The 20157-nt window shown below is 69.8% G+C and carries 18 protein-coding genes; 16 read left to right on the top strand and 2 right to left on the bottom strand.

What is annotated here, in order from left to right:
- The first annotated feature begins 354 nt into the window (after positions 1-354).
- The 11 genes from ACFXGJ_RS11310 to ACFXGJ_RS11260 all read left to right on the top strand — a co-directional run bounded on the left by ACFXGJ_RS11310 (position 355) and on the right by ACFXGJ_RS11260 (position 13203).
- The gene (locus ACFXGJ_RS11310) at positions 355-1296 is read left to right on the top strand and encodes a TauD/TfdA dioxygenase family protein (protein ID WP_378619109.1); all 942 of its coding nucleotides are present in this window, start codon (positions 355-357) and stop codon (positions 1294-1296) included.
- A complete protein-coding gene (locus ACFXGJ_RS11305) occupies positions 1296-3611 on the top strand; it encodes an arylsulfatase (protein ID WP_378619106.1) in 2316 nt (771 codons plus the stop codon). Before ACFXGJ_RS11310 ends, ACFXGJ_RS11305 begins: the two co-directional genes overlap by 1 nt.
- Before the next feature lie 27 nt (positions 3612-3638).
- A complete protein-coding gene (locus ACFXGJ_RS11300; protein WP_378619104.1) occupies positions 3639-4643 on the top strand; it encodes a LysR family transcriptional regulator in 1005 nt (334 codons plus the stop codon).
- Positions 4644-4830: 187 nt separating this feature from the next.
- Entirely contained in the window at positions 4831-6165 is a 1335-nt protein-coding gene (locus tag ACFXGJ_RS11295; RefSeq protein WP_378619102.1) for an MFS transporter, read from the top strand.
- The gene (locus ACFXGJ_RS11290) at positions 6162-7349 is read left to right on the top strand and encodes a CaiB/BaiF CoA transferase family protein (protein WP_378619099.1); all 1188 of its coding nucleotides are present in this window, start codon (positions 6162-6164) and stop codon (positions 7347-7349) included. Before ACFXGJ_RS11295 ends, ACFXGJ_RS11290 begins: the two co-directional genes overlap by 4 nt.
- Positions 7350-7391: 42 nt before the next feature.
- A complete protein-coding gene (locus ACFXGJ_RS11285) occupies positions 7392-8540 on the top strand; it encodes an acyl-CoA dehydrogenase family protein (RefSeq protein ID WP_378619096.1) in 1149 nt (382 codons plus the stop codon).
- A 38-nt stretch (positions 8541-8578) separates the two neighbouring features.
- Positions 8579-9343 carry an SDR family NAD(P)-dependent oxidoreductase gene (locus ACFXGJ_RS11280; RefSeq protein ID WP_378619093.1) on the top strand — a complete coding sequence of 255 codons (765 nt, stop codon included), beginning with the start codon at positions 8579-8581 and terminating at the stop codon, positions 9341-9343.
- Positions 9340-10119 carry a crotonase/enoyl-CoA hydratase family protein gene (locus tag ACFXGJ_RS11275; protein WP_378619091.1) on the top strand — a complete coding sequence of 260 codons (780 nt, stop codon included), beginning with the start codon at positions 9340-9342 and terminating at the stop codon, positions 10117-10119. The genes ACFXGJ_RS11280 and ACFXGJ_RS11275 overlap by 4 nt, the downstream gene beginning before the upstream one ends.
- Before the next feature lie 30 nt (positions 10120-10149).
- Positions 10150-11313, top strand: coding sequence for a thiolase family protein (locus tag ACFXGJ_RS11270; RefSeq protein ID WP_378619074.1), 1164 nt, complete (start codon positions 10150-10152; stop codon positions 11311-11313).
- Positions 11314-11434: 121 nt separating this feature from the next.
- Positions 11435-12178 carry an SDR family NAD(P)-dependent oxidoreductase gene (locus tag ACFXGJ_RS11265; protein WP_378619072.1) on the top strand — a complete coding sequence of 248 codons (744 nt, stop codon included), beginning with the start codon at positions 11435-11437 and terminating at the stop codon, positions 12176-12178.
- Between the two features lie 5 nt (positions 12179-12183).
- Positions 12184-13203 carry a DUF2804 domain-containing protein gene (locus ACFXGJ_RS11260; protein ID WP_378619069.1) on the top strand — a complete coding sequence of 340 codons (1020 nt, stop codon included), beginning with the start codon at positions 12184-12186 and terminating at the stop codon, positions 13201-13203.
- 192 nt (positions 13204-13395) lie between these two features.
- On the opposite strand, the gene ACFXGJ_RS11255 is transcribed toward ACFXGJ_RS11260, so the two are convergent.
- Both ACFXGJ_RS11255 and ACFXGJ_RS11250 read right to left on the bottom strand, forming a co-directional pair.
- The gene (locus tag ACFXGJ_RS11255) at positions 13396-14649 is read right to left on the bottom strand and encodes an Ig-like domain-containing protein (protein ID WP_378619067.1); all 1254 of its coding nucleotides are present in this window, start codon (positions 14647-14649) and stop codon (positions 13396-13398) included.
- A 44-nt stretch (positions 14650-14693) separates the two neighbouring features.
- Complete coding sequence (locus tag ACFXGJ_RS11250; protein ID WP_378619064.1) at positions 14694-15764, bottom strand: UDP-N-acetylmuramate dehydrogenase; 1071 nt, start codon at positions 15762-15764, stop codon at positions 14694-14696.
- 43 nt (positions 15765-15807) lie between these two features.
- On the opposite strand from ACFXGJ_RS11250, the gene ACFXGJ_RS11245 reads away from it, so the two are divergent.
- Genes ACFXGJ_RS11245 through ACFXGJ_RS11225 form a run of 5 tightly spaced genes read left to right on the top strand, consistent with a single transcriptional unit; the run spans position 15808 to position 20086 of the window.
- A complete protein-coding gene (locus tag ACFXGJ_RS11245) occupies positions 15808-16311 on the top strand; it encodes a DUF2505 domain-containing protein (RefSeq protein ID WP_378619062.1) in 504 nt (167 codons plus the stop codon).
- A gap of 36 nt (positions 16312-16347) precedes the next feature.
- Complete coding sequence (locus ACFXGJ_RS11240; protein ID WP_378619059.1) at positions 16348-16854, top strand: DUF2505 domain-containing protein; 507 nt, start codon at positions 16348-16350, stop codon at positions 16852-16854.
- A 58-nt stretch (positions 16855-16912) separates the two neighbouring features.
- Complete coding sequence (locus ACFXGJ_RS11235; RefSeq protein WP_378619057.1) at positions 16913-17413, top strand: DUF2505 domain-containing protein; 501 nt, start codon at positions 16913-16915, stop codon at positions 17411-17413.
- 11 nt (positions 17414-17424) lie between these two features.
- Positions 17425-18231, top strand: coding sequence for a class I SAM-dependent methyltransferase (locus ACFXGJ_RS11230; protein ID WP_378619055.1), 807 nt, complete (start codon positions 17425-17427; stop codon positions 18229-18231).
- A 58-nt stretch (positions 18232-18289) separates the two neighbouring features.
- Positions 18290-20086, top strand: coding sequence for an acyl-CoA dehydrogenase (locus ACFXGJ_RS11225; protein ID WP_378619052.1), 1797 nt, complete (start codon positions 18290-18292; stop codon positions 20084-20086).
- Positions 20087-20157: the final 71 nt, after the last annotated feature.

Raw genomic sequence — 20157 nt, 5'->3', positions numbered from 1 at the left:
GCCGGCGACGCTCTTCAGAGCGGCCGGAAACGGGAGTCGACGTGCGAGAACGGGCGGCGCGGACTAGCTACAGATACCGCGAGGGGAACAACACAGTTCCCGTGCCAGGGGCAGGCGAGAACCCAGTGCGGCGGTCACATAGGTGACCCGCAACGGGGACGGCCGGCCGGAGTTCATGGCGCCAAGTTAGCACCCCGTCGAATTCTCCTCCAACCGAGGGGAAATCCCCTCCGGCATGGGTGGTTTCCGGATACCGGTTGCGATCAGGGTGACGGAAAACCTTGGCCACACCGGAGCCCACTGGTTGCCTGGACCGCAGCACAGAGTCACCCCCAATCCGACGAAAGGTCTTTCATGTCTATCGATTTCGCAAGTCAGACAACGGCGACACGAGCCTCCGTCGTCAAGCTCGGCGCCCACATCGGCGCCCGCGTCGATGGGGTTGCACTCGGCGGCGACCTCGACCCGGCGACGGTCACGCTGATCCGTCAGGCGCTGCTCGCGCACAAGGTCGTCTTCTTCCGCGGCCAGCATCACCTGGACGAGGAATCGCAGTACGAGTTCGCCCGCCTGCTCGGCGAACCCACAACCGCGCACCCGACCGTCACCTCCCGCGGCGAGAGAATCCTGCCGATCGACTCCGAGTACGGCCGCGCCAACAGCTGGCACACCGACGTCACGTTCGTCGACCGCATCCCGAAGGCCTCGATCCTGCGGGCCGAGGTGCTGCCTGCCTACGGCGGCTCGACCACGTGGGCGTCCACCGTCGCCGCCTACGACTCCCTGCCCGAGCCGCTCGTGGCGCTGGTGGAGAACCTGTGGGCAACGCACACCAACGTCTACGACTACGCGGCGAGCACCGCCGAGACCGTCGACGACAAGGGCGAGGAGTACCGGCGGGAATTCCAGTCCACCTACTACGAGACCCAGCACCCCGTGGTGCGCGTGCACCCCGAGACCGGCGAACGCTCACTGCTCCTCGGCCACTTCGTCAAGGGTTTCGTCGGCCTCGGCGCCACCGAGTCGCAGGCGTTGTTCCAGCTGCTGCAGGCCCGCATCACCAAGCTCGAGAACACCACCCGGTGGAACTGGGAGGCCGGTGACGTCGCGATCTGGGACAACCGCGCGACCCAGCACTACGCGATCGACGACTACGACGGCCAGCGCCGTCGCCTCGGCCGGATCACGCTCGCCGGCGACGTCCCGGTCAATGTCCACGGCGAACGCAGCCGCATCGTCGCCGGCGACGCCTCGCACTACTCGACCATCGATCAGCCGGCGCGGGTCGCGAGCTGATGACCGTCCCGCCGCACGCCAGGGGCTACGATGGGTTCGCGGGCCGGATCGGCCGGACCACCGACGACTCGACCCCGTCCTGGACGCCGACCCCGACCGCCACCCCGGGATCGCCGAACATCGTCGTCGTCCTGATCGACGACATGGGCTACAGCGACATCGGACCGTTCGGCTCCGAGATCGACACGCCCAGCCTCGATCGACTCGCCGCCTCGGGCGTGCGGCTCACGAACTACCACACCACCCCGCTGTGCTCGCCGTCGCGCGCGGCACTGCTCACCGGCCTCAATCCGCATCGGGCGGGTTACGGCTTCGTCGCCAACGCCGACCCCGGCTACCCGGGCCTGCGGCTCGAGTTGGCGGAGGACGTGCTCACCCTGCCGGAGATCCTGCGCGGCAACGGATATGCCACCTATGCGGTCGGCAAGTGGCACCTGGTCCGCGATGCCGACATGCGACCCGGCGCCACCCGTGCCTCGTGGCCCACCCAGCGCGGGTTCGACCGGTACTACGGGTCGCTCGAGGGACTCAATTCGTTCTACTACCCGAACCAGCTCGTCTCGGACAATTCCGTGGTCGATGTCGACGAGTACCCCGAGAACTACTACCTGACCGACGATCTGACCGACAAGGCCGTCGGCTACCTGAAGGACCTGCGGGCGCACGAACCGGACAAGCCGTTCTTCCTGTACTTCGCCCACGTCGCGATGCACGGCCCCCTGCAGGCGAAGCCGTCCGACATCGCCAAGTACCGGGGCAGGTACGCCGAGGGCTGGGACGTGCTGCGCGAGAGCCGCTTCGCCGCACAGCTGGCGCAGGGGCTCTTTCCGGAGGGCACCCGGCAGGCACCGCGCAACGCCGAGACGGGCTACGACGTGCCGGCCTGGGAGTCGCTCGACGGCGACCAGCAGCGCCGGTTCGCCCGGTACATGGAGGTGTACGCGGCCATGGTCGACTCGATCGACCAGAGCGTGGGCCGGATCCTCGACACCGTCGCCGAACTCGGCGAACTCGACAACACCATCGTGGTGTTCACCTCCGACAACGGCGGCACCGCGGAGGGCGGCCCCGAGGGCACCCGCAGCTACTTCGCGCAGTTCGCCCACGTCACCGACCCCGCCTGGGTGGGCGACGTGCCGCACGACGAGGAACTGATCGGCACGGCCAGGCTCGGCGTGCACTACCCGCGCGGCTGGGCGCAGACCTCGAACACCCCGTTCCGCTTCTACAAGGGACAGTCGTTCGCCGGGGGCGTCCGGGTGCCGTTCGTGCTGTCCTGGCCCGAGGGCCTGCGAAGAAGCGACGGCGACAACGGCATCCGCGACCAGTTCGCGTACGTCACCGATCTCGCTCCGACGCTGCTGTCCCTGGCCGGCATCGAGCCACCGGGACTGCGGAACAACCTGCCCGCCAAGGAGTTCGACGGGGTCGATGCGTCGGCCCTGCTGCGCGACCGCGGCTCCGAGAGCACGCACACCGAGCAGTACACCGAGATGACCGGCAACCGCGGCTTCTACCGGGACGGCTGGAAGCTGCTGGCCCTGCACCCCGGCGCCGACGTGGACGCCCCCGTGTGGCAACTGTTCGACGTGCGCACCGACCCGACCGAACTCCACGACCTCGCCGACCGGCACCCGGAGAAGGTGGCCGAACTCGCGCAGGCCTGGGACGACGCGGCGTGGACGAACACCGTGTTCCCGCTCGTCAGCGCGGGCGGGCTCGCCGTCCGCAGGCCGGCAGAGGAGGCGTTGTCGCGACCTGTCCGCATTCTGGCAGGCACCCCCACCCTGGAACGCTACCGCTCGTCGAGGCTGATCTCCTTCCGCGACTTCGTCATTGGCGCGGATCTCGGCGCCGACGGCTTCCGGGAGGGCAACGAGGGCGTCCTCGTCGCGCACGGCGACCCGCAGGGCGGCTACCTGCTCTACGTGGAGGACGGTCATCTGCTGTTCGGGATCAACAGCTTCGGCCGGTACACCTCGGTCGACGCGGGGCCGGTACCGGTGGGATCGCGGCTGATCGAGGTGTCCGCGGCCGTCCGGCCTCGCCTGCGCTGGGACTTCACCGTCCGGGTCGACGGCGTCCCCGCCGCCGACCTGCTCGGGCAGGTGCAGTTGGTCGGGATGGCACCGTGGACCGGCATCTCGGTCGGGGTGGACGCGCGCGGCCCGGTGTCCTGGGATCTGCGCGAGCGCCGCGGGCCCTTCCGTTACTCGGGTGGCCTGCGCGCGGTCACCTACTCCCCCGGGCCGGTCCGGGTGCCCGGCGAGGTGATCGACCGCGTCGAGCGGGAGGCCGAGCTCGTGGCTGACTAGCGACGGCGCCGGCGATAGATTTGGGCCATGGACCTGCGCCAGATGGAGTACTTCCTCGCTGTCGTCGACTGCGGCGGAGTCACCCGCGCGGCAGCGCGACTGCGCGTCGCGCAGCCGTCGCTGTCGCAGGCGGTGCGCAAGCTCGAGAAAGACCTGGGCACCGAGTTGTTCCACCGCGTCGGCCGGGGACTGGTCCTGTCTCCGGCCGGCGAGGCGCTCGTCGGTCCGGCCCGCGCGATCCTCCGGGAGGTGACGGCCGCAGAGAACGCCGTGCGCGACGTCGGTGCGATGCGCGGCGGCCGCATCGACATCGCCTCGCTCTCGGACCTGTCCTCCGACCCGCTGTCGGTGTGGGTCGCCAAGTTCCGTCGCCAGTACCCGGACGTTCGGTTCCACATCGAGGAACGGGACAAGATCGCGGACATCGTCACGCTGGTGCGCTCGGGCGCGTGCGAGCTGGGCATCCTCTCGACGCCGTTGCCGACCGAGGATCTCGAGGGCGAGAAGCTGATCGACCAGCAGCTCGTGCTCGTGTGCCCACCGGGCACCGAGGCGCAGTGGCCGGATCCCGTGCCCATCGAGCGACTCTCCCGGGCCCCGTTCGTGATGGGCGAAAGGGGCACGGCGACCAGAGATTTCATCGAGCGCTCGCTGCGCAGGCACGGCGTGGAACCGGACGTCGCGGTGGAGGTCCGCCAGCGCGGCGCCGTACTGCCGATCGTCCTGGCATGCGGCGGGGTGTCGATCGTCCCGCTGCGCAGCGGGCTCGACGCCATGCTGCGCAACGGGGTGGTCCGCGAACTCTCGCCGCGACTGACCCGAGGCATGGGCGTGATCCGCCGTCCCGGCCGGCTCACCGAGGCCTCCGCACAGTTCCTGGCCACTGCCCGCGCGTCCTTCGAGGAGTTCGCGGCATCCATCGACGCCCACATGGCCTCCGGCATCTCGCTGGTGGCGGCCGCGAAGCTGACCCGCGACGAGTCCGATCGCGACCTGCGTGAGGGGAACGCGCGGACGGCCGGCGATTCATAGGCAGAGGCAGTATTTTTGCTACTTTTTTAGTCTTTGACCCAATCTATCCCCTCGCCTTGAATGGTGTGCACCAGATCACAACACCGCGGCGCGAGCCGGATCCCCCACCCTGACGGCCACCCCTCCCCCGTCCGGATCGGACCCTGCCACGCAGGTAGCCGCGGCAGTTCGTTGCCGAAGGGGCACCATGACACAGACAACTCTGCCGGAGAGCACACCGGCTCAGCGAAGGAAGTCGTCGCTCATGCGGCGCGCGTGGATCGTCACCGGTCTGCTCGTCGTCTTCATGCTCGTCAACAATGCGGACAAGACGGTCATCGCGTTCGGTGGCGTTCAGATCCAGAAGGACCTGGGACTCTCGCCGGAGCAGTTCGGCGTGGTCCAGAGCGGCTTCTACTGGCTGTTCGCCGCAGGCGCGCTGTTCTTCGGCTGGCTCTCGTCCCGGGTGAGCATCCGATGGCTGTTGGCCGGGCTGATGCTGATGTGGGTCGCCACCATGATTCCGCTGCTCGGGACCGTCGGGTTCGGGGTCCTGCTGACCTGCAGGATCATCCTCGGCTTCGCCGAGGGGCCCGCCTTCGCGCTGTCGAACCACGCCGTCCACTCCTGGTTCCCCGCGGAGAAGCGAGCATTGGCAGGCGGAGTCGTCTCGGCGGGCGCCTCGGTGGGGACGCTGCTCGCCGCGCCCTTTCTCAGCTGGATGATCGTCACCTGGAACTGGCATGCCGCGTTCTACGTCCTGATCGGCCTCGGACTGGTCTGGACGCTGGCGTGGCTGCTGATGGGCAAGGGTGCACCGGACGCCACCGAGCAGAACGCGTCCGCCAAGGTCCTCGAGGCGGTCGATGCGCCTTATCGGCTCATCCTGAAGACCGGCACCGTCATCGGCATCACCCTGGTGACCTTCTGCTCCTACTGGTCGACCACCCTCAAGGTGGCGTGGCTGCCGGTCTACCTCACCGACGGACTCGGCTACGACACCCTCACCACGGGCCGACTCGTGATGCTTCCCTACGGCCTCGCGGCCGTGGGCGCCATCGCCGCCGGCTGGACATCCAATCGGCTGATCGCACGAGGAGTGTCCCGACGCATCGCCCGCGGCTACCTGGCGGCCGGGCTCGTCGCAAGCGCCGGCGTCTGCATGGCCGCGTTCACCGTCCTGAGCACCGGGGTAGTCCAGATCGCGCTGGTCTCGCTGGCCTTCTCGCTGAACACCGCGGCCTACGGCGTCGCGATGTCGGCAGTCGCCGACGTCGCGCCGGCGAACAAGCGGGGCATGGTTCTCGGCGGTCTCGGGGCCGTGGCCAGTATCTCCGGGATGATCGCGCCCCTGCTGCTCGGATTCACCGTCGGCGGTGCCGCCGACAAGGTCTCCGGGTACGGGACCGGATTCGTCATCAGCGGCGCGCTGATGGTCGTCGGCAGCGCCATCGCGGTCTTCCTGGTCGACCCGGATCGCGACATCACCCTCATCCGCAAGCGCGTCGGCGCAGTCGGCGACAAGGTCGAGGTGACCGCATGATCGACAAGCCTCTGGACGACGTCCGCGTCGTCGACTTCGGACAGTTCATCGCGGCCCCGGCGGCAACCCAGGTCCTCGTGGATCTCGGCGCCGACGTGATCAAGATCGAACCGGTGCACGGCGAGTCGGCCCGCGGGATCGGCCCGCACGGCGAGGCCATGGTGCAGAACTACAACCGCGGCAAGCGCGCCATCGCGCTCGACCTCAAGGATCCGCGCGGCCAGGAGATCGCCCGCAGGCTGATCGCCGACGCCGACATCGTCGTGCAGAACCTGCGCCCCGGCGTGATGGACTCGCTCGGCCTCGGAGCCGAGGCGATGCGCGCCGCGCACCCACACCTGGTGTACGCCACCGTGAGCGGATTCGGCCTGCACGGGCCGTCCCGCAACCGCGCCGGCCTCGACATCGCCGCACAGGCGGAGAGCGGCCTGATGTGGGTGACCGGCGAGCGGGATCGGGAGCCGCAGAAGGTCGGCGCCCAGATCGTGGATGCCGCAACCGGTTACGTCTGCGCCCAGGCCATCCTCGCCGCCTACATCCGGCGCCTGCGCACCGGGGAGGGCGACACCGTCGAGGTCTCGCTGCTCGAGGTCGCGCTGCACCTGCAGACACCGAACTGGGGTGCGTACCTCGCCACCGGGGTCGAACCGATGCGAATCGGCAACGGCCAGCCGACGGTGGCGCCCGCCGCGGACATCATGCCGACCAGCGACGGCAGCGTCGTGGTCTCCGCCTACTCCGAGGTCCACTTCACCCGGCTGTGCCGGCTGCTGGGCAGGCCCGAACTCGCCGACGACCCCCGCTTCGCCGACAACCCGTCCCGGGTCCGCAACCGGCCTGCCCTGCTCGCCGAACTGCACGCCGTGTTCGCGACGATGACCAGTGACGAGGCGATGAGCATGTTGACCGGCAACGGCGTTGTCGCCGGCCGCATCAACACCTATCCCGAGGCCCTGCGCAGCCCCGACGTCGAGGCCTCCGGACTCTTCATCGAGGTCAGCCGCCCCGACGGCATGCCTGCGACCGCCCTTGGCACGCCGTGGCACCTCGAGAGCGTCCCGAAGCTGCCCACGGCCGGCGCGCCCGACCTGGGCCAGCACACCGCCGAACTGCTCACCGAGCTCGGCTACCCGGGCGAGGCGATCGATGCCCTCGCCGCCGACGGCGTCGTCGTCCGGCGCTAGTCACCTCAACACCCGCACCACCACATTTTTGAAGGAATCATCATGCAGCGCACCATCTTCACCGAGGATCACGACGACTTCCGGGACTCGGTCCGCCAGTTCATCTCCAAGGAGATCACTCCGAACATGCCCGAGTGGGAGGCGGCCGGCTGCATCCCTCGCGACTTCTACTACAAGACCGCCGAGATCGGCATCAACGGCCTGCAGGTGCCCGAGCAGTACGGTGGCGGCGGCATCGACAGCTTCCTGTTCAACACCGTCGTCTACGAGGAGATCGGTTACGCGGCGGCGTCTCTCGGCGGTTTCCAGGTACACCTGAACACCGTGCTGCCCTACTTCCTCGAGTACGCGAACGAGGAGCAGCGCCAGCGTTGGTTCCCCGGCTTCGCCGACGGCAGCCTGGTGAGCTCGATCGCGATGACCGAACCCGGCATCGGCTCCGACCTCGCGGGCGTCGCCACCACCGCGGTCCGCGACGGCGACCACTACATCCTCAACGGCAACAAGACGTTCATCACCGGTGGTATCGGCGCCGACCTGGTGATCGTGGTGGCGCGCACCTCCAAGGACGCCGAGAACCGCCGCAACGGCCTGTCGCTGCTGGTGGTGGAGGGTGACATGCCCGGCTTCATCCGCGGTCGGAACCTGCACAAGATCGGGATCAAGTCGTCCGACACCGCGGAGCTCACCTTCGACAACGTCCGCGTGCCCGTGGCCAACCTGCTCGGCGAGGAGGGTGGTGCGTTCGCGATGCTCGGCCACAACCTGCCGCAGGAGCGGCTGTCGATCGCGATCACCGCGCAGTCCACGGCCACCGCCGCGATGAACCTCGCCATCGAGTACGCCCAGGAACGCATGGTGTTCGGCAAGCCGCTGGCCAGTTTCCAGAACACCAAGTTCGTGCTCGCCGAGTGCGCGACCGAGCTGCAGGCCGGGCAGTCGATGATCGATCAGGCGCTGGTCGCCCTCGACGGGCGCACCCTCACCCCGGCCGACGCCGCGAAGGTGAAGCTGTTCTGCACCGAGATGCAGGCCCGGGTCATCGACAAGTGCCTGCAGCTGCACGGCGGCTACGGCTACATGACCGAGTACCCGATCGCCCGGCTGTACGCCGACGCCCGCGTCACCCGGATCTACGGCGGCACCAGCGAGGTCATGAAGAGCGTCATCTCCAAGTCGCTCGGAATCTGAAGACTCGCCCCCACGAGAGCATCGAAGGACCAATCACCATGCAAATCAAGGACATCAATGCGGTCGTCACCGGCGGCGCCTCCGGCCTCGGCCTTGCCACCGCCACCCGGCTGATCGAGTCCGGCGCCACCGTCACCCTGCTCGACCTGCCCGGCTCCCCCGGCGCCGAGCAGGCCGAGGCACTCGGCCCGGCCGCGCAGTTCGTGCCGACCGACGTCACCGACCAGGATGCGGTGGCCGCGGCCTTCGCTGCTGCCGCCGAACGCGGACCGGTGCGCGCCGTCGTGCACTGCGCCGGCCGCGGCAAGCCGATGCGCATCCTCGACAAGGCAGGCAAGGCCACCGACCTCGAGCCGTTCGAGTCGGTGATCCGGCTCAACGTGATCGGCACGTTCAACGTGCTGCGCTACGCCGCCGAGACGATGGCCGCCAACGAGCCGCTCGACGGCGATCGCGGCGCGATCGTGCTCACCGCGTCCGTGGCCGCCTACGAGGGGCAGATCGGGCAGATCAACTACGCGACCTCCAAGGCCGGTGTGGTGGGCATGACCCTGCCCGCCGCCCGCGACCTCGCCAGCGTCGGGGTCCGGGTGTGCACCATCGCGCCCGGTGTGTTCGCCACCCCCCTGCTGCTGAACGCCCGCGACGACATCCGCGACGCGCTGGCCGCGGCGGTCCCGCACCCCCAGCGGCTCGGTGAGCCCGCCGAGTTCGCGTCGCTGGCCGAGCACATCATCTCCAACGGCATGCTCAACGGCGAGACGATCCGCCTCGACGGCGCCATCCGGATGGCCCCCCGGTGACCGACCAGGCCACCGCGCCGGTCGTACTGACGGAGCGGCGCGGTCGGGTGCTGGTGGTGACGCTGAACCGCCCGCACGCCCGCAACGCGGTCGACGGTGAGGTGGCACTCGGGGTCGCGGCGGCGATGGAGCTGCTCGACTCCGATCCCGAGCTGAGCGTCGGAGTGCTCACCGGCGCGGGCGGATACTTCTGCGCCGGAATGGATCTCAAGGCCTTCCTCCGCGGCGAGAGTCCCCGTGCCCCGGGCCGCGGGTTCGCCGGACTGGTCGAGGCGACGCCCGCCAAGCCCCTGATCGCCGCCGTCGACGGTCCCGCGCTGGCCGGCGGGTTCGAGATCGTCCTGGCCGCCGACCTCGTCGTGGCCGCGCCGACGGCGACCTTCGGTCTGCCCGAGGTCCGGCGCGGCCTGGTGGCCGCCGCGGGCGGGTTGACCCGGCTGCCGGCCCGGCTGCCGCGCGCCGTGGCACTGGAGATGGTGCTCACCGGCAAGACCATGACCGCTGCGCAGCTGCACCCGCTCGGACTGGTCAACCGGCTGGCACCCGAGGGCGAAGTGCTCACCGCCGCAGTCGAACTCGCCGACGAGATCGCCGCCAACGGCCCGCTCGCGGTCCGGGCCAGCAAGAAGGTCGTCGACGAGTCCCCCGCTTGGCCACCGGCCGAGACCTTCGAGCGGACCCGGCAGATCGTGATGCCGGTGTTCGGCTCCAACGACGCCCGCGAAGGTGCGGCCGCCTTCACCGAACGACGAACCCCGGTCTGGACCGCCACATGAGGACCGGGTACGAGAGAACAGGAACACACCATGCGTGACGCAGTCATCGTCGAGGCGGTGCGGACCCCGATCGGGCGCCGCAAGGGCAGCCTCGCCGAGGTCCACCCCGTCGACCTGTCCGCGAGCATCCTCACCGCGCTGCTCGATCGTTCCGGCGTCGAGGCCGGGACCGTCGAGGACGTCGTCTGGGGCTGCGTCGGGCAGGTCGGTGAGCAGGCCGGCAACATCGCTCGCAACACCGTCCTCGCCGCCGGGTGGCCGGAGTCCGTGCCCGGCACCACGATCGAGCGGCAGTGCGGGTCGAGTCAGCAGGCGCTGCACTTCGCCGCGGCGGGCGTGATCGCCGGCCAGTACGACGTCGTCGTCGCGGGCGGCGTCGAGTCGATGACCCGGATCCCGATGGGCTCGGCGCGCCGGGTCGGGCTCGGCGACCCGAACAGCGACGCGATCAGGCGCCGGTACGAGGGCGTCGAGTTCAACCAGGGCCGCGGCGCCGAGATCCTCGCCGCCCGATACGAGCTGAGCCGGGGCTGGCTCGACGAGTACAGCCTGCGTTCGCACCAGCGCGCGGCGCAGGCGGCCGACGACGGCCGCTTCGTCGGCGAGATCGCGCCGGTCACCCTGCCGGACGGAACGAAGTTCGACGCCGACGAGGGCATCCGTCGCGGCACGACGCTCGACAAGCTGGCACAGCTCGAGACGGTGTTCGACGCGGACGGCCGGGTCACGGCGGGCAACGCCTCGCAGATCTCCGACGGCGCCGCCGCGCTGCTGGTGATGTCCGGCGACCGGGCCCGGCAGCTGGGGCTGACCCCGCTGGCCCGGGTGCACACCGCGACGGTGATCGGCGACGATCCGATCGCGATGCTGGGCGGCCCGATTCCCGCGACTGCGCGGGTGCTCGAGCGCGCCGGCCTGGCCCTCGACGACATCGGCGCCTTCGAGGTCAACGAGGCGTTCGCCAGCGTCGTCGGGGCCTGGCTGCGGGCGACCGGGGCCGACGAGGACCGGGTGAATCCCCTCGGCGGTGCGATCGCACTCGGCCATCCGCTCGGCGGCTCGGGTGCCCGGCTGGCCACCACCCTCGTCCACCACATGCGTGGCGAGGGCATTCGGTACGGGCTGCAGACGATGTGTGAGGGCGGCGGTATGGCCAATGCCACCGTCTTCGAGAACCTCTCCGTCTCCGACTGAGACCCGGGCGACCCTCTCCGCGGGCGGAGTGGGTTCGCGGGCAGCCCCGTCGCACGCGTCCGGTGCGGCGGGGCTGTCGCGGTGGAGCACCGACCGGACGAGTCGGTCCTACGATGAGGCCATGACCATTTCGCCTGATGCAACCGTCGCCGTCGTCACCGGAGCGAGCTCCGGAATCGGGGAGGCCACCGCGCGGACGTTGGCCGCGCAGGGCTTTCACGTGGTGGTCGGGGCCCGGCGCCTCGACCGGCTCGAACGCCTGGCCAAGGACATCGGCGGCACCGCGCTCGAACTCGACGTCACCGACGAGGACTCCGTCGACGCGTTCGCCGCGGTCCTGCCCCGGGTGGACGTGCTCGTCAACAACGCGGGCGGCGCGAAGGGCCTGGCGACCGTGCAGGAGGCCGACCTCGACGACTGGCGCTGGATGTGGGAGACCAACGTCCTGGGCACGCTGCGCATCACGAAGGCCTTGCTGCCCAAGCTGATCGAGTCCGGCGACGGGCTGATCGTCACCATCACCTCGGTCGCCGCCTTCGAGGCCTACGACAACGGCTCCGGTTACACCTCGGCCAAGCACGCCCAGGCGGTGCTGCACCGGACCCTGCGCGGCGAACTGCTCGGCCAGCCGGTGCGGCTGACCGAGATCGCGCCCGGCGCCGTGGAGACCGAGTTCTCACTGGTCCGGTTCTCCGGCGACGAGGAGCGGGCGGCCAAGGTGTACGAGGGCATCACCCCGTTGGTGGCCGCCGACGTCGCCGAGGTGATCGGATTCGTAGCGTCCCGGCCCTCGCACGTGAACCTGGACCAGATCATCATCAAGCCCCGCGACCAGGCCTCCCCCGGCCGGTTCGCGCGGAAGTGACGCGGGTGCAGCGCGAACTGACCCCCGGTGACCTGCTGGACGGGCGCGGACGACTGGCCGAGGCCGGTTGGGCGCGATCCGAGGTTCGCCGCTACGACCGCGACGCCGTCGCCGCCTCCCGGCTCCGCATCAAGGAGTGGGACTACTACTGCGTGCTGACCCCGGAGTACGGGCTGGCTCTCACCGTCGCAGACAACGGGTACATGGGGCTGCTGGGGGTGTCCTGGCTGGACCTGACCGGGCGCACCGAGGTCACCGAGAACGTCATGCTGCCGTTCCCGATGGGCCGGATGGGACTGCCTGCCGGCGCCGATGCCGGTGACGTGCTCGCATCGCACAAGGACCTGCGAATCGAGTACCGGCACGTCGACGGCGGACGGGTGCTGAGCGTCGACCACCCCGGATTCGACGGCGGCCGCGGGCTCAGTGGCGAGCTCCGCCTCGACCGGCCGCCGACCGACCGGATGGTTGTCGCGACTCCGTTCACGGGTGCGCCCAAGGCCTTCTACTACAACCAGAAGATCAACTGCCTGCCCGCGACCGGCGAGATCACCGTCGGCGGCAGGGCGTTCGCATTCGATCCGGCCACGGCCTTCGGGGTCTTCGACTGGGGTCGCGGCGTCTGGACGTACGACAACACCTGGTACTGGGGTTCGGCCTCGGGCCTCGTCGACGGCAGACCGTTCGGCTTCAACATCGGTCACGGTTTCGGTGACACCTCCGCAGCCACCGAGAACATGCTGTTCGTCGACGGTTGCGGACACAAGCTCGACGAGGTGACCTTCCACCTGCCCGCCGACACCTACGACGGCGCCGACTGGACGTTCACGAGCAACGACGGCCGCTTCGAGATGACGTTCGCGCCGGTCCTCGACCGCGCTGCCAGCACCGACCTCAAGGTGCTCGCATCCATTCAGCACCAGGTTTTCGGGCGCTTCACCGGGCACGTGGTGCTCGACGACGGCAGCCGGCTCGAGGTCCGGGACCTGCTCGGGTTCGCGGAGAAGGTCCGCAACCGCTGGTGAGCTGACGGCGAGGCAGTTGCCCCCTCCGCAACTGCCTCGCCCTCGACCGATCGGACAACCTCCCCGCCAGCGTCGAACTCGTACCTTCCCCCGTACGCCGCTCGCCCCCCGCTGGCCGGATTCCTTACCGGCTGTCTGTTTTGACGCGGCAACGAACCGAACGGTTCCGTCTTGTTTCGAGAACCCGGATTCTCAGCTGACCGGGGCGTGCGTCGGCGTCGCGGGCACGACCGGCGCCGGGGCCGCAGCGGCGGTGGGCGCGGGGAGCGCCGACATCGACTGCCAGGTCGGCCAGTCGATCGCCCAGTCGTAGATGTCGCCGTCGGCGGCCGAGAGGTCGATGCGGGTGCCGGTCACTTCCACCGGGTCGCCGTACATGGCGGTGCCGAAGTACTGCTCGGCGTCCGAGAGCGACAGGTTGATGCAGCCGTTGGTCACGTTCGCCGAGCCCTGCACACCGGTGGTCTGCGGGTTCGCGTGGATGAACTCGCCGTTGTTCGAGATCCGCACGGCCCAGCGTTCACGCACGTTCGTGTAGAACGGCGGGTTCGACATGAGGAAGTCCTCGTGCTTCTCGGTGACCATGTGGATGCCGCTGCGAGTGACGTTGCGGGCCTCGTTGCCCTCGCCGTAGCTGACCGGAATGTCCATGATCGTCTGGCCGTCACGCACCACCTGCATGCGGTGGCTCGGCGCGCTCGCCTTCACGATCTGGCTACGCCCGATGGTGAAGTTCAGGGTCAGGTCGTCGGCGCCGAACGCGCCCGCGCCGTAGTCCACCCCGTACAGCTTCGCGACCAGGTTCACCGTGGTGCCGGGCGCCCAGTAGTTCTGCGGACGCCAGTGCACGCGTGACCCGTTGTCGTCGGGCAGCCAGGCCCACGACCCGGGCGTCGGCGGGTTGGTGGTCACGGTGAGCGCCTTCTCGACCGCGGCCTTGTTCTCCACGTGGTCGTCGAACTTGAGGATGATCGGTGCCGCGATGCCGACCTGCTGGCCGTCGGCGATGTTGGTGTTCGCCGAGGTCTTCGACTGCGGGGTGAGCGTGGTGAAGGCGCCCTGGATCGGCACGGTCTTGCCGTCCGCGCCGAGCGCGCTGCCCGACCAGGTGTAGCTGGTGCCGAAACCGAGGGGCTCGGTCACGGTGTAGGTGAGCTTGTCCGGCGACAGCACCCCCTGCACCGGCTTGCCGGTCGAGTTGGTCAGCGCGACGTTCTGCAGCGTGCCCTGGGTGACCGTCACGGACACCGGCGAGGTCGGACCCACGTCCTGGGCGCCGACCGCGGGGAGCTGGGTGACCTTGGCGACCGGGGCCTTGTCGGCCGGGGTCGCGGACCCACCGGTGCCACCGTCCGCGCAGCCCGCCAGCATCGCGACGATCGCGGTCAGCAGCACGAGCAGCGAGAACGCGCGAGGTCGATTTGTCCGAATACCCTGGATGCGCACGCAATCCACGGTACCTGCGCCGCGAGTGTGACCTGCGACTCAGCTCAGACGGCGCAGCCGACCGCGACGGGCTCCGGCTCGAGCCGCACCCCGAACGCCTCCTGCACGCCGTCGCGCACGTCCCGCGCCAGCGCCAGCAGGTCACCGGTCGACGCATGACCGCGGTTGGTCAGCGCCAGGGTGTGTTTGGTGGACAGTCGGGCGGGTGCGTCCGCACCCGGGTACCCCTTCGCGAATCCGGCGCGCTCGATGAGCCAGCCCGCCGAGAGCTTCGTCCCGCCCACACCGGGGAACTGCGGCACCCGCACGTCTGCGCCCACCCGGTCCGCGATCGCGGCCAGCACTGCGGGCAGCCGGTCCGCGGTGACCACCGGGTTGGTGAAGAACGAGCCCGCGCTCCAGGTGTCGTAGTCGCGCCCGTCGAGCACCATGCCCTTGCCCGCACGCAGGGCCAGGACGGCGTCGCGCACCTTCGCGGCCGGCCTGCGCTCGGACTCCTCGGCGCCGAGTTCCGCAGCTAACTCGCGGTAACCCAAGGGGGCGCTGAGGGCGTCGGGGCGCACGTCGAACTCCACCGCGAGCACCACCGCCGCGTCCGAGTGCTTGAGCACGCTGGTGCGGTAGCCGAGGCCGAGCGCGTCCGGCGCCACCCACGACACCTCGCCGGACGCCCGGTCGAGCAGCTGCACCCGGCGCAGCAGGGAACCGACCTCCACGCCATAGGCGCCGACGTTCTGCACCGGGGTCGCGCCCGCCGACCCGGGAATGCCCGACAGGCACTCGAGCCCGCCAAGGCCCGCCTCGACCGAGCGGGCGACCACCTCGTCCCAGACCGCGCCCGCCTCCGCGTACACCAGGTCGGAGCCGATCCGGACCGTCTCGTTCGCGACCCGCACCACGACCGCGTCCACGCCCTCGTCCGCGATCAGCAGGTTCGACCCGCCACCGAGGATCAATGTCGGGACACCCGCCGCGTCCAGCGCGCGCACCACCCCCGCCAGGGCGTCGGTGCTGCGGCAGGTGAGCATCGCGCGCGCCGGGCCGCCGAGCCGCAGCGTGGTCAGCCCCGCCATCGGGACGTCCACATCCAGCTCGGCCCCGAATTCGGTCGCCATGTCGTGTAAGGCCAGCACGGGGTCAAACGGTAGCGTGCCCGCCATGGCCCGCCGCATTCCGCATTCGTCCGCGTACCCCCAGTCCGTGGCCGCGGTCCATCGCGCCCTCACCAGCGAGCGGTACTGGCATGACCGGCTGGCCGAGGTCGGTGGCCCGGGCGCCTCGCTCGGGCACGTCACGGTCGGCGAGGGCACCGTGGACGTCCAGATGACGCAATCCGTCCCCGCAGAGCACCTGCCCGCCGTCGTCACCAAGGTCCGTCCCGGCGATCTGGTCATCACCCGCACCGAGACCTGGGGACCGCTGACCGGCGACTCCTCCGCCGGCACCTTCACCGCTCGCGTCGACGGCGTGCCCGCCACTCTCACCGGCACCATGACGCTCGCCGCGGACGGCACCGGCACCATCCTCACGATGGAGGGAAAGGTCGAGGTCAAGCTCCCGCTGATCGGCGGCAGGATCGAGTCGGCCATCGCCGATCAGGTCAGCGAACTGCTGGACAACGAGAACGAGTTCACCGCACGCTGGCTCAGCGAGCACGCGTAGGTTTCGACCCTCCGGAAACCATGTAATCTCCCGCACATGTCACGCCATATCGAGTTCACAGCCAACTACCAGATTCCCGCCGAGGCAGTTCACCGCACGCTCACCGACGAGCGTTTCTGGAACCAGCGCATCGAGAAGGCCGCCGACAGCGGCGTCACGCTCGAGCGTCTCGTCGCGGGCGAGGGCACCATCGACGTCGCGATCTCACAGCAGCTGGACGCCAACTCGCTGCCGAGCATCGTCTCCAAGTTCGTCAAGGGTGACCTCGCGCTGGTGCGCAGCGAGAAGTGGGGTCCGTTCGACGGCCAGCGCGCCGAGGGCACCTTCACCGCCGAGACCACCGGGCTGCCGATCAAGGCCGAGGGCACCGCGGTCCTGACGGTCGGCGCCGACGGCGGCGCCGTGATGAGCATCGCCGGTGAGGTCACCGTCAGCGTGAAGCTCATCGGTGGCACCGTCGAGGGCATGGTCGGCGACCAGATCATCGACATCCTCGGGCGGGACCAGGGCGCGGTCGAGGAGTGGGTCGCCGCCAACGCCTGACCCGTAGTTCCTGGACGGATGTGTAGTCGATGCGTGTCGAGCCGGTAACCTGCCGGTCATGGCTCGCCGCATCGACTACTCCGCCCGGTACACCCATTCCACCGAGAAGGTGTACGCGGCGCTGACGAACCGCGACTACTGGGAAGCCCGCATGATCGAACTGCGGAAGTTCTCGGACAACCACGTCGAAAGCTTCGAGGTCGACGATTCCGGCATCGACCTGGTCTTCCACCACATCATTCCTCGCAACTCCCTGCCCGACATCGCGCAGACCGTGATGAAGAAGGACATGGTGATCACCCGCAAGGAGCACTACAGCCCCTTCGGTGAGCCGGTCGCCGGGACGTACGAGGCCTCCATCCCCGCCGGCCCGGGCAGCCTGTCCGGCACCATGTCGCTGTTCGCCACCGACACCGGGTCCACGCTGCGGACCTCGTCCGAGGCCAAGGTGTTCATCCCGTTCGTCGGCGGCAAGCTCGAGCAGCTGATGCTGGTCAACCTCGTCGATCTCTTCCGCACCGAGGCACAGGTGACCGCCGACTGGCTCGCCCAGCAGTAGAGCACCGGTTCGTGAGCAACCCGAGCGGCGGAGCGCGCACGAGATCCCCCAAGCCCGACGGCGTCATCACCCGTGGCACCACCGGCATCAACAGGCTGCGGCGCAGCGACCGGTGGCTGATGCACCGGCCCCGAGTCGCCGACGCCCTGCTCGGGGCAGCCGATCCGCTGGTCGTCGACCTCGGCTACGGCGCCCGGCCCGACACCACCTTCGAACTCGCCTCGCGGCTGCGCACCGTTCGGGACGACCTGCGGGTGGTCGGGCTCGAGATCGACCCCGACCGGGTGGTCGAGGGCCGCGACGGGGTGAGTTTCGCCCGCGGTGGTTTCGAACTCGCCGGGCTGCGACCGGTGCTCGTCCGCGCCTTCAACGTGCTGCGGCAGTACCCGGAGGAGGCGGTCGCCGGCGCCTGGGCGAAGGTGCAGTCGGGCCTGGCGCCGGGCGGGCTCTTCGTCGACGGCACCTGCGACGAACTCGGCAGGCGCTGCGCCTGGGTGCTGCTCGACGAGCACCGGCCGCTGACGCTGACCCTGGCCTGGGACCCGTTCGACGTGGAGCGGCCGGGCGACGTGGCCGAACGGCTGCCGAAGGCGCTGATCCACCGCAACGTGCCCGGCGAGGGCGTCCACGACCTGCTCGTCGCGGCCGACCGGGCATGGGCGACAGCTGCCCAGCACGCCCCGTTCGGCCCCCGGGTCCGGTGGCGCGCGGCACTGGAACTGCTGCGCGGGCAAGGGATTCCGGCGGAGGCGCCGCGCCGCCGGCTGCGCGACTGCGTGCTGACGGTGCCGTGGTCTGTGGTCGCCCCGACCTCGTGACGGGCGCGGGGCACTAGCCTGGTCGGTGGCTCTGCCTCCGCCCGAAGGGACTCAACCCATGCGTTCGACGCTGCTGTCGCGACGAGATCTCGACTTCCTCCTCTACGAATGGCTCGACGTCGAGGCGCTGACCTCGTCGCCGCGATACCAGGATCACTCGCGCGAGACCTTCGACGGGGTCCTCGACCTCAGCGAGCAGCTCGCGACCCGCTACTTCGCCACCCACAACAAGCTCGGCGACGCCAACGAACCCACCTTCGACGGCACCACGGTGACCATCGTCCCGGAGGCCAAGGAGGCGCTCGACGCCTTCGTCAAGGCCGACCTCATGGGTGCGGGCATGGACTACGAGGCGGGCGGGCTGCAACTGCCCGCGACCGTCACCGGCGCCTGCTTCGCGTGGTTCCAGGCCGCGAACGTCGGCACCGCCGCTTACCCGATGCTGACCATCGGGAACGCGAACCTGCTGCTCGCGCACGGCACCCCCCAGCAGGTCGAGACCTACGCCAAGCCGCTCGTCGCGGGCCGGTTCTTCGGCACCATGTGCCTGTCGGAGCCGCAGGCGGGATCGTCGCTCGGTGACATCGTCACCCGCGCCGAGCCGCAGGAGGACGGCAGCTACCGCCTGTTCGGCAACAAGATGTGGATCTCCGGCGGCGAGCACGAACTCGCCGAGAACATCGTCCACCTGGTGCTGGCCAAGATTCCCGGCGGACCCGAGGGCACCAAGGGCATCTCGCTGTTCATCGTCCCGAAGGTCCTCGTCGAGGCGGACGGCACCCTCGGCGAGCGCAACGACGTGACCCTCACCGGGCTGAACCACAAGATGGGCTACCGCGGCACCACCAACACCGTGCTCGCGTTCGGCGACGGCACCCACAGCCCCGGCGGGTCCGCGGGCGCGGTCGGCCACCTGGTCGGTGAGGCGGGTCGCGGCCTGACCTACATGTTCCACATGATGAACGAGGCGCGGATCGGGGTCGGCCTCGGCGCCACCGCGCTCGGCTACACCGGCTACCTCAAGTCCGTCGACTACGCCCGGCAGCGCGAACAGGGCAGGCCCGTCGCGGCGAAAGACCCTGCCGCCAAGCAGGTCCCGATCGTCGAGCACGCCGACGTGAAGCGGATGCTGCTGGCCCAGAAGTCGTACGTGGAGGGCGCGCTCGCACTCGAGATGTTCTGCATGCGGATGGTCGACGAGCAGCGCATTGCCGAGAACGTCGCCGCGCGCAACCGGATCGGCCTGCTCCTCGACATCCTCACCCCCATCGCGAAGAGCTGGCCGTCGCAGTGGTGCCTGGAGGCGAACAGCCTCGCGATCCAGGTGCACGGCGGCTACGGCTACACCCGCGAGTACGACGTCGAGCAGCACTACCGCGACAACCGCCTCAACCCCATCCACGAGGGCACTCACGGCATCCAGGGCCTGGATCTGCTGGGCCGCAAGGTGACCCAGCAGGGCGGCATCAGCCTGCGGCTGCTCACGGAGTCCATCGGGCGCACCATCGCGGACGCCGACGAGGCGGGCGGCGAGTTCGCGGAGCTGGGCGAGCAGCTCGGCGAGGTCCTCGCCCAGGTCGGGAAGGTCACCGCGGGGATGTTCGCCTCCGGCGACGTGGACGCGGCGATAGCCAACAGCTCCGTCTACCTCGAGGTGGTCGGGCACCTGGTGATCGCGTGGATCTGGCTCGAGCAGGTGCTCGCCTGCGAGGGCAAGACCGGCGACTTCTACGACGGCAAGCGCCAGGCCTGCCGGTACTTCTTCCGGTACGAACTGCCCCGGACCGGACCGCAACTGGCGCTGCTCGCCGCCTTGGACCGAACCACCCTGGACATGCGCGACGCCTGGTTCTGAGTTCTCACTCCCAGGCGGACAGTGCCCGCTTGACCCGGCGTTCGACGCGCTCGGATCGGCCGACCGCGGCC

The sequence above is a fragment of the Rhodococcus sp. NPDC059234 genome, assembly GCF_042754225.1.
GTDB lineage: Bacteria > Actinomycetota > Actinomycetes > Mycobacteriales > Mycobacteriaceae > Rhodococcus_G.
This window is presented reverse-complemented; position numbering and strand designations above follow the sequence as displayed.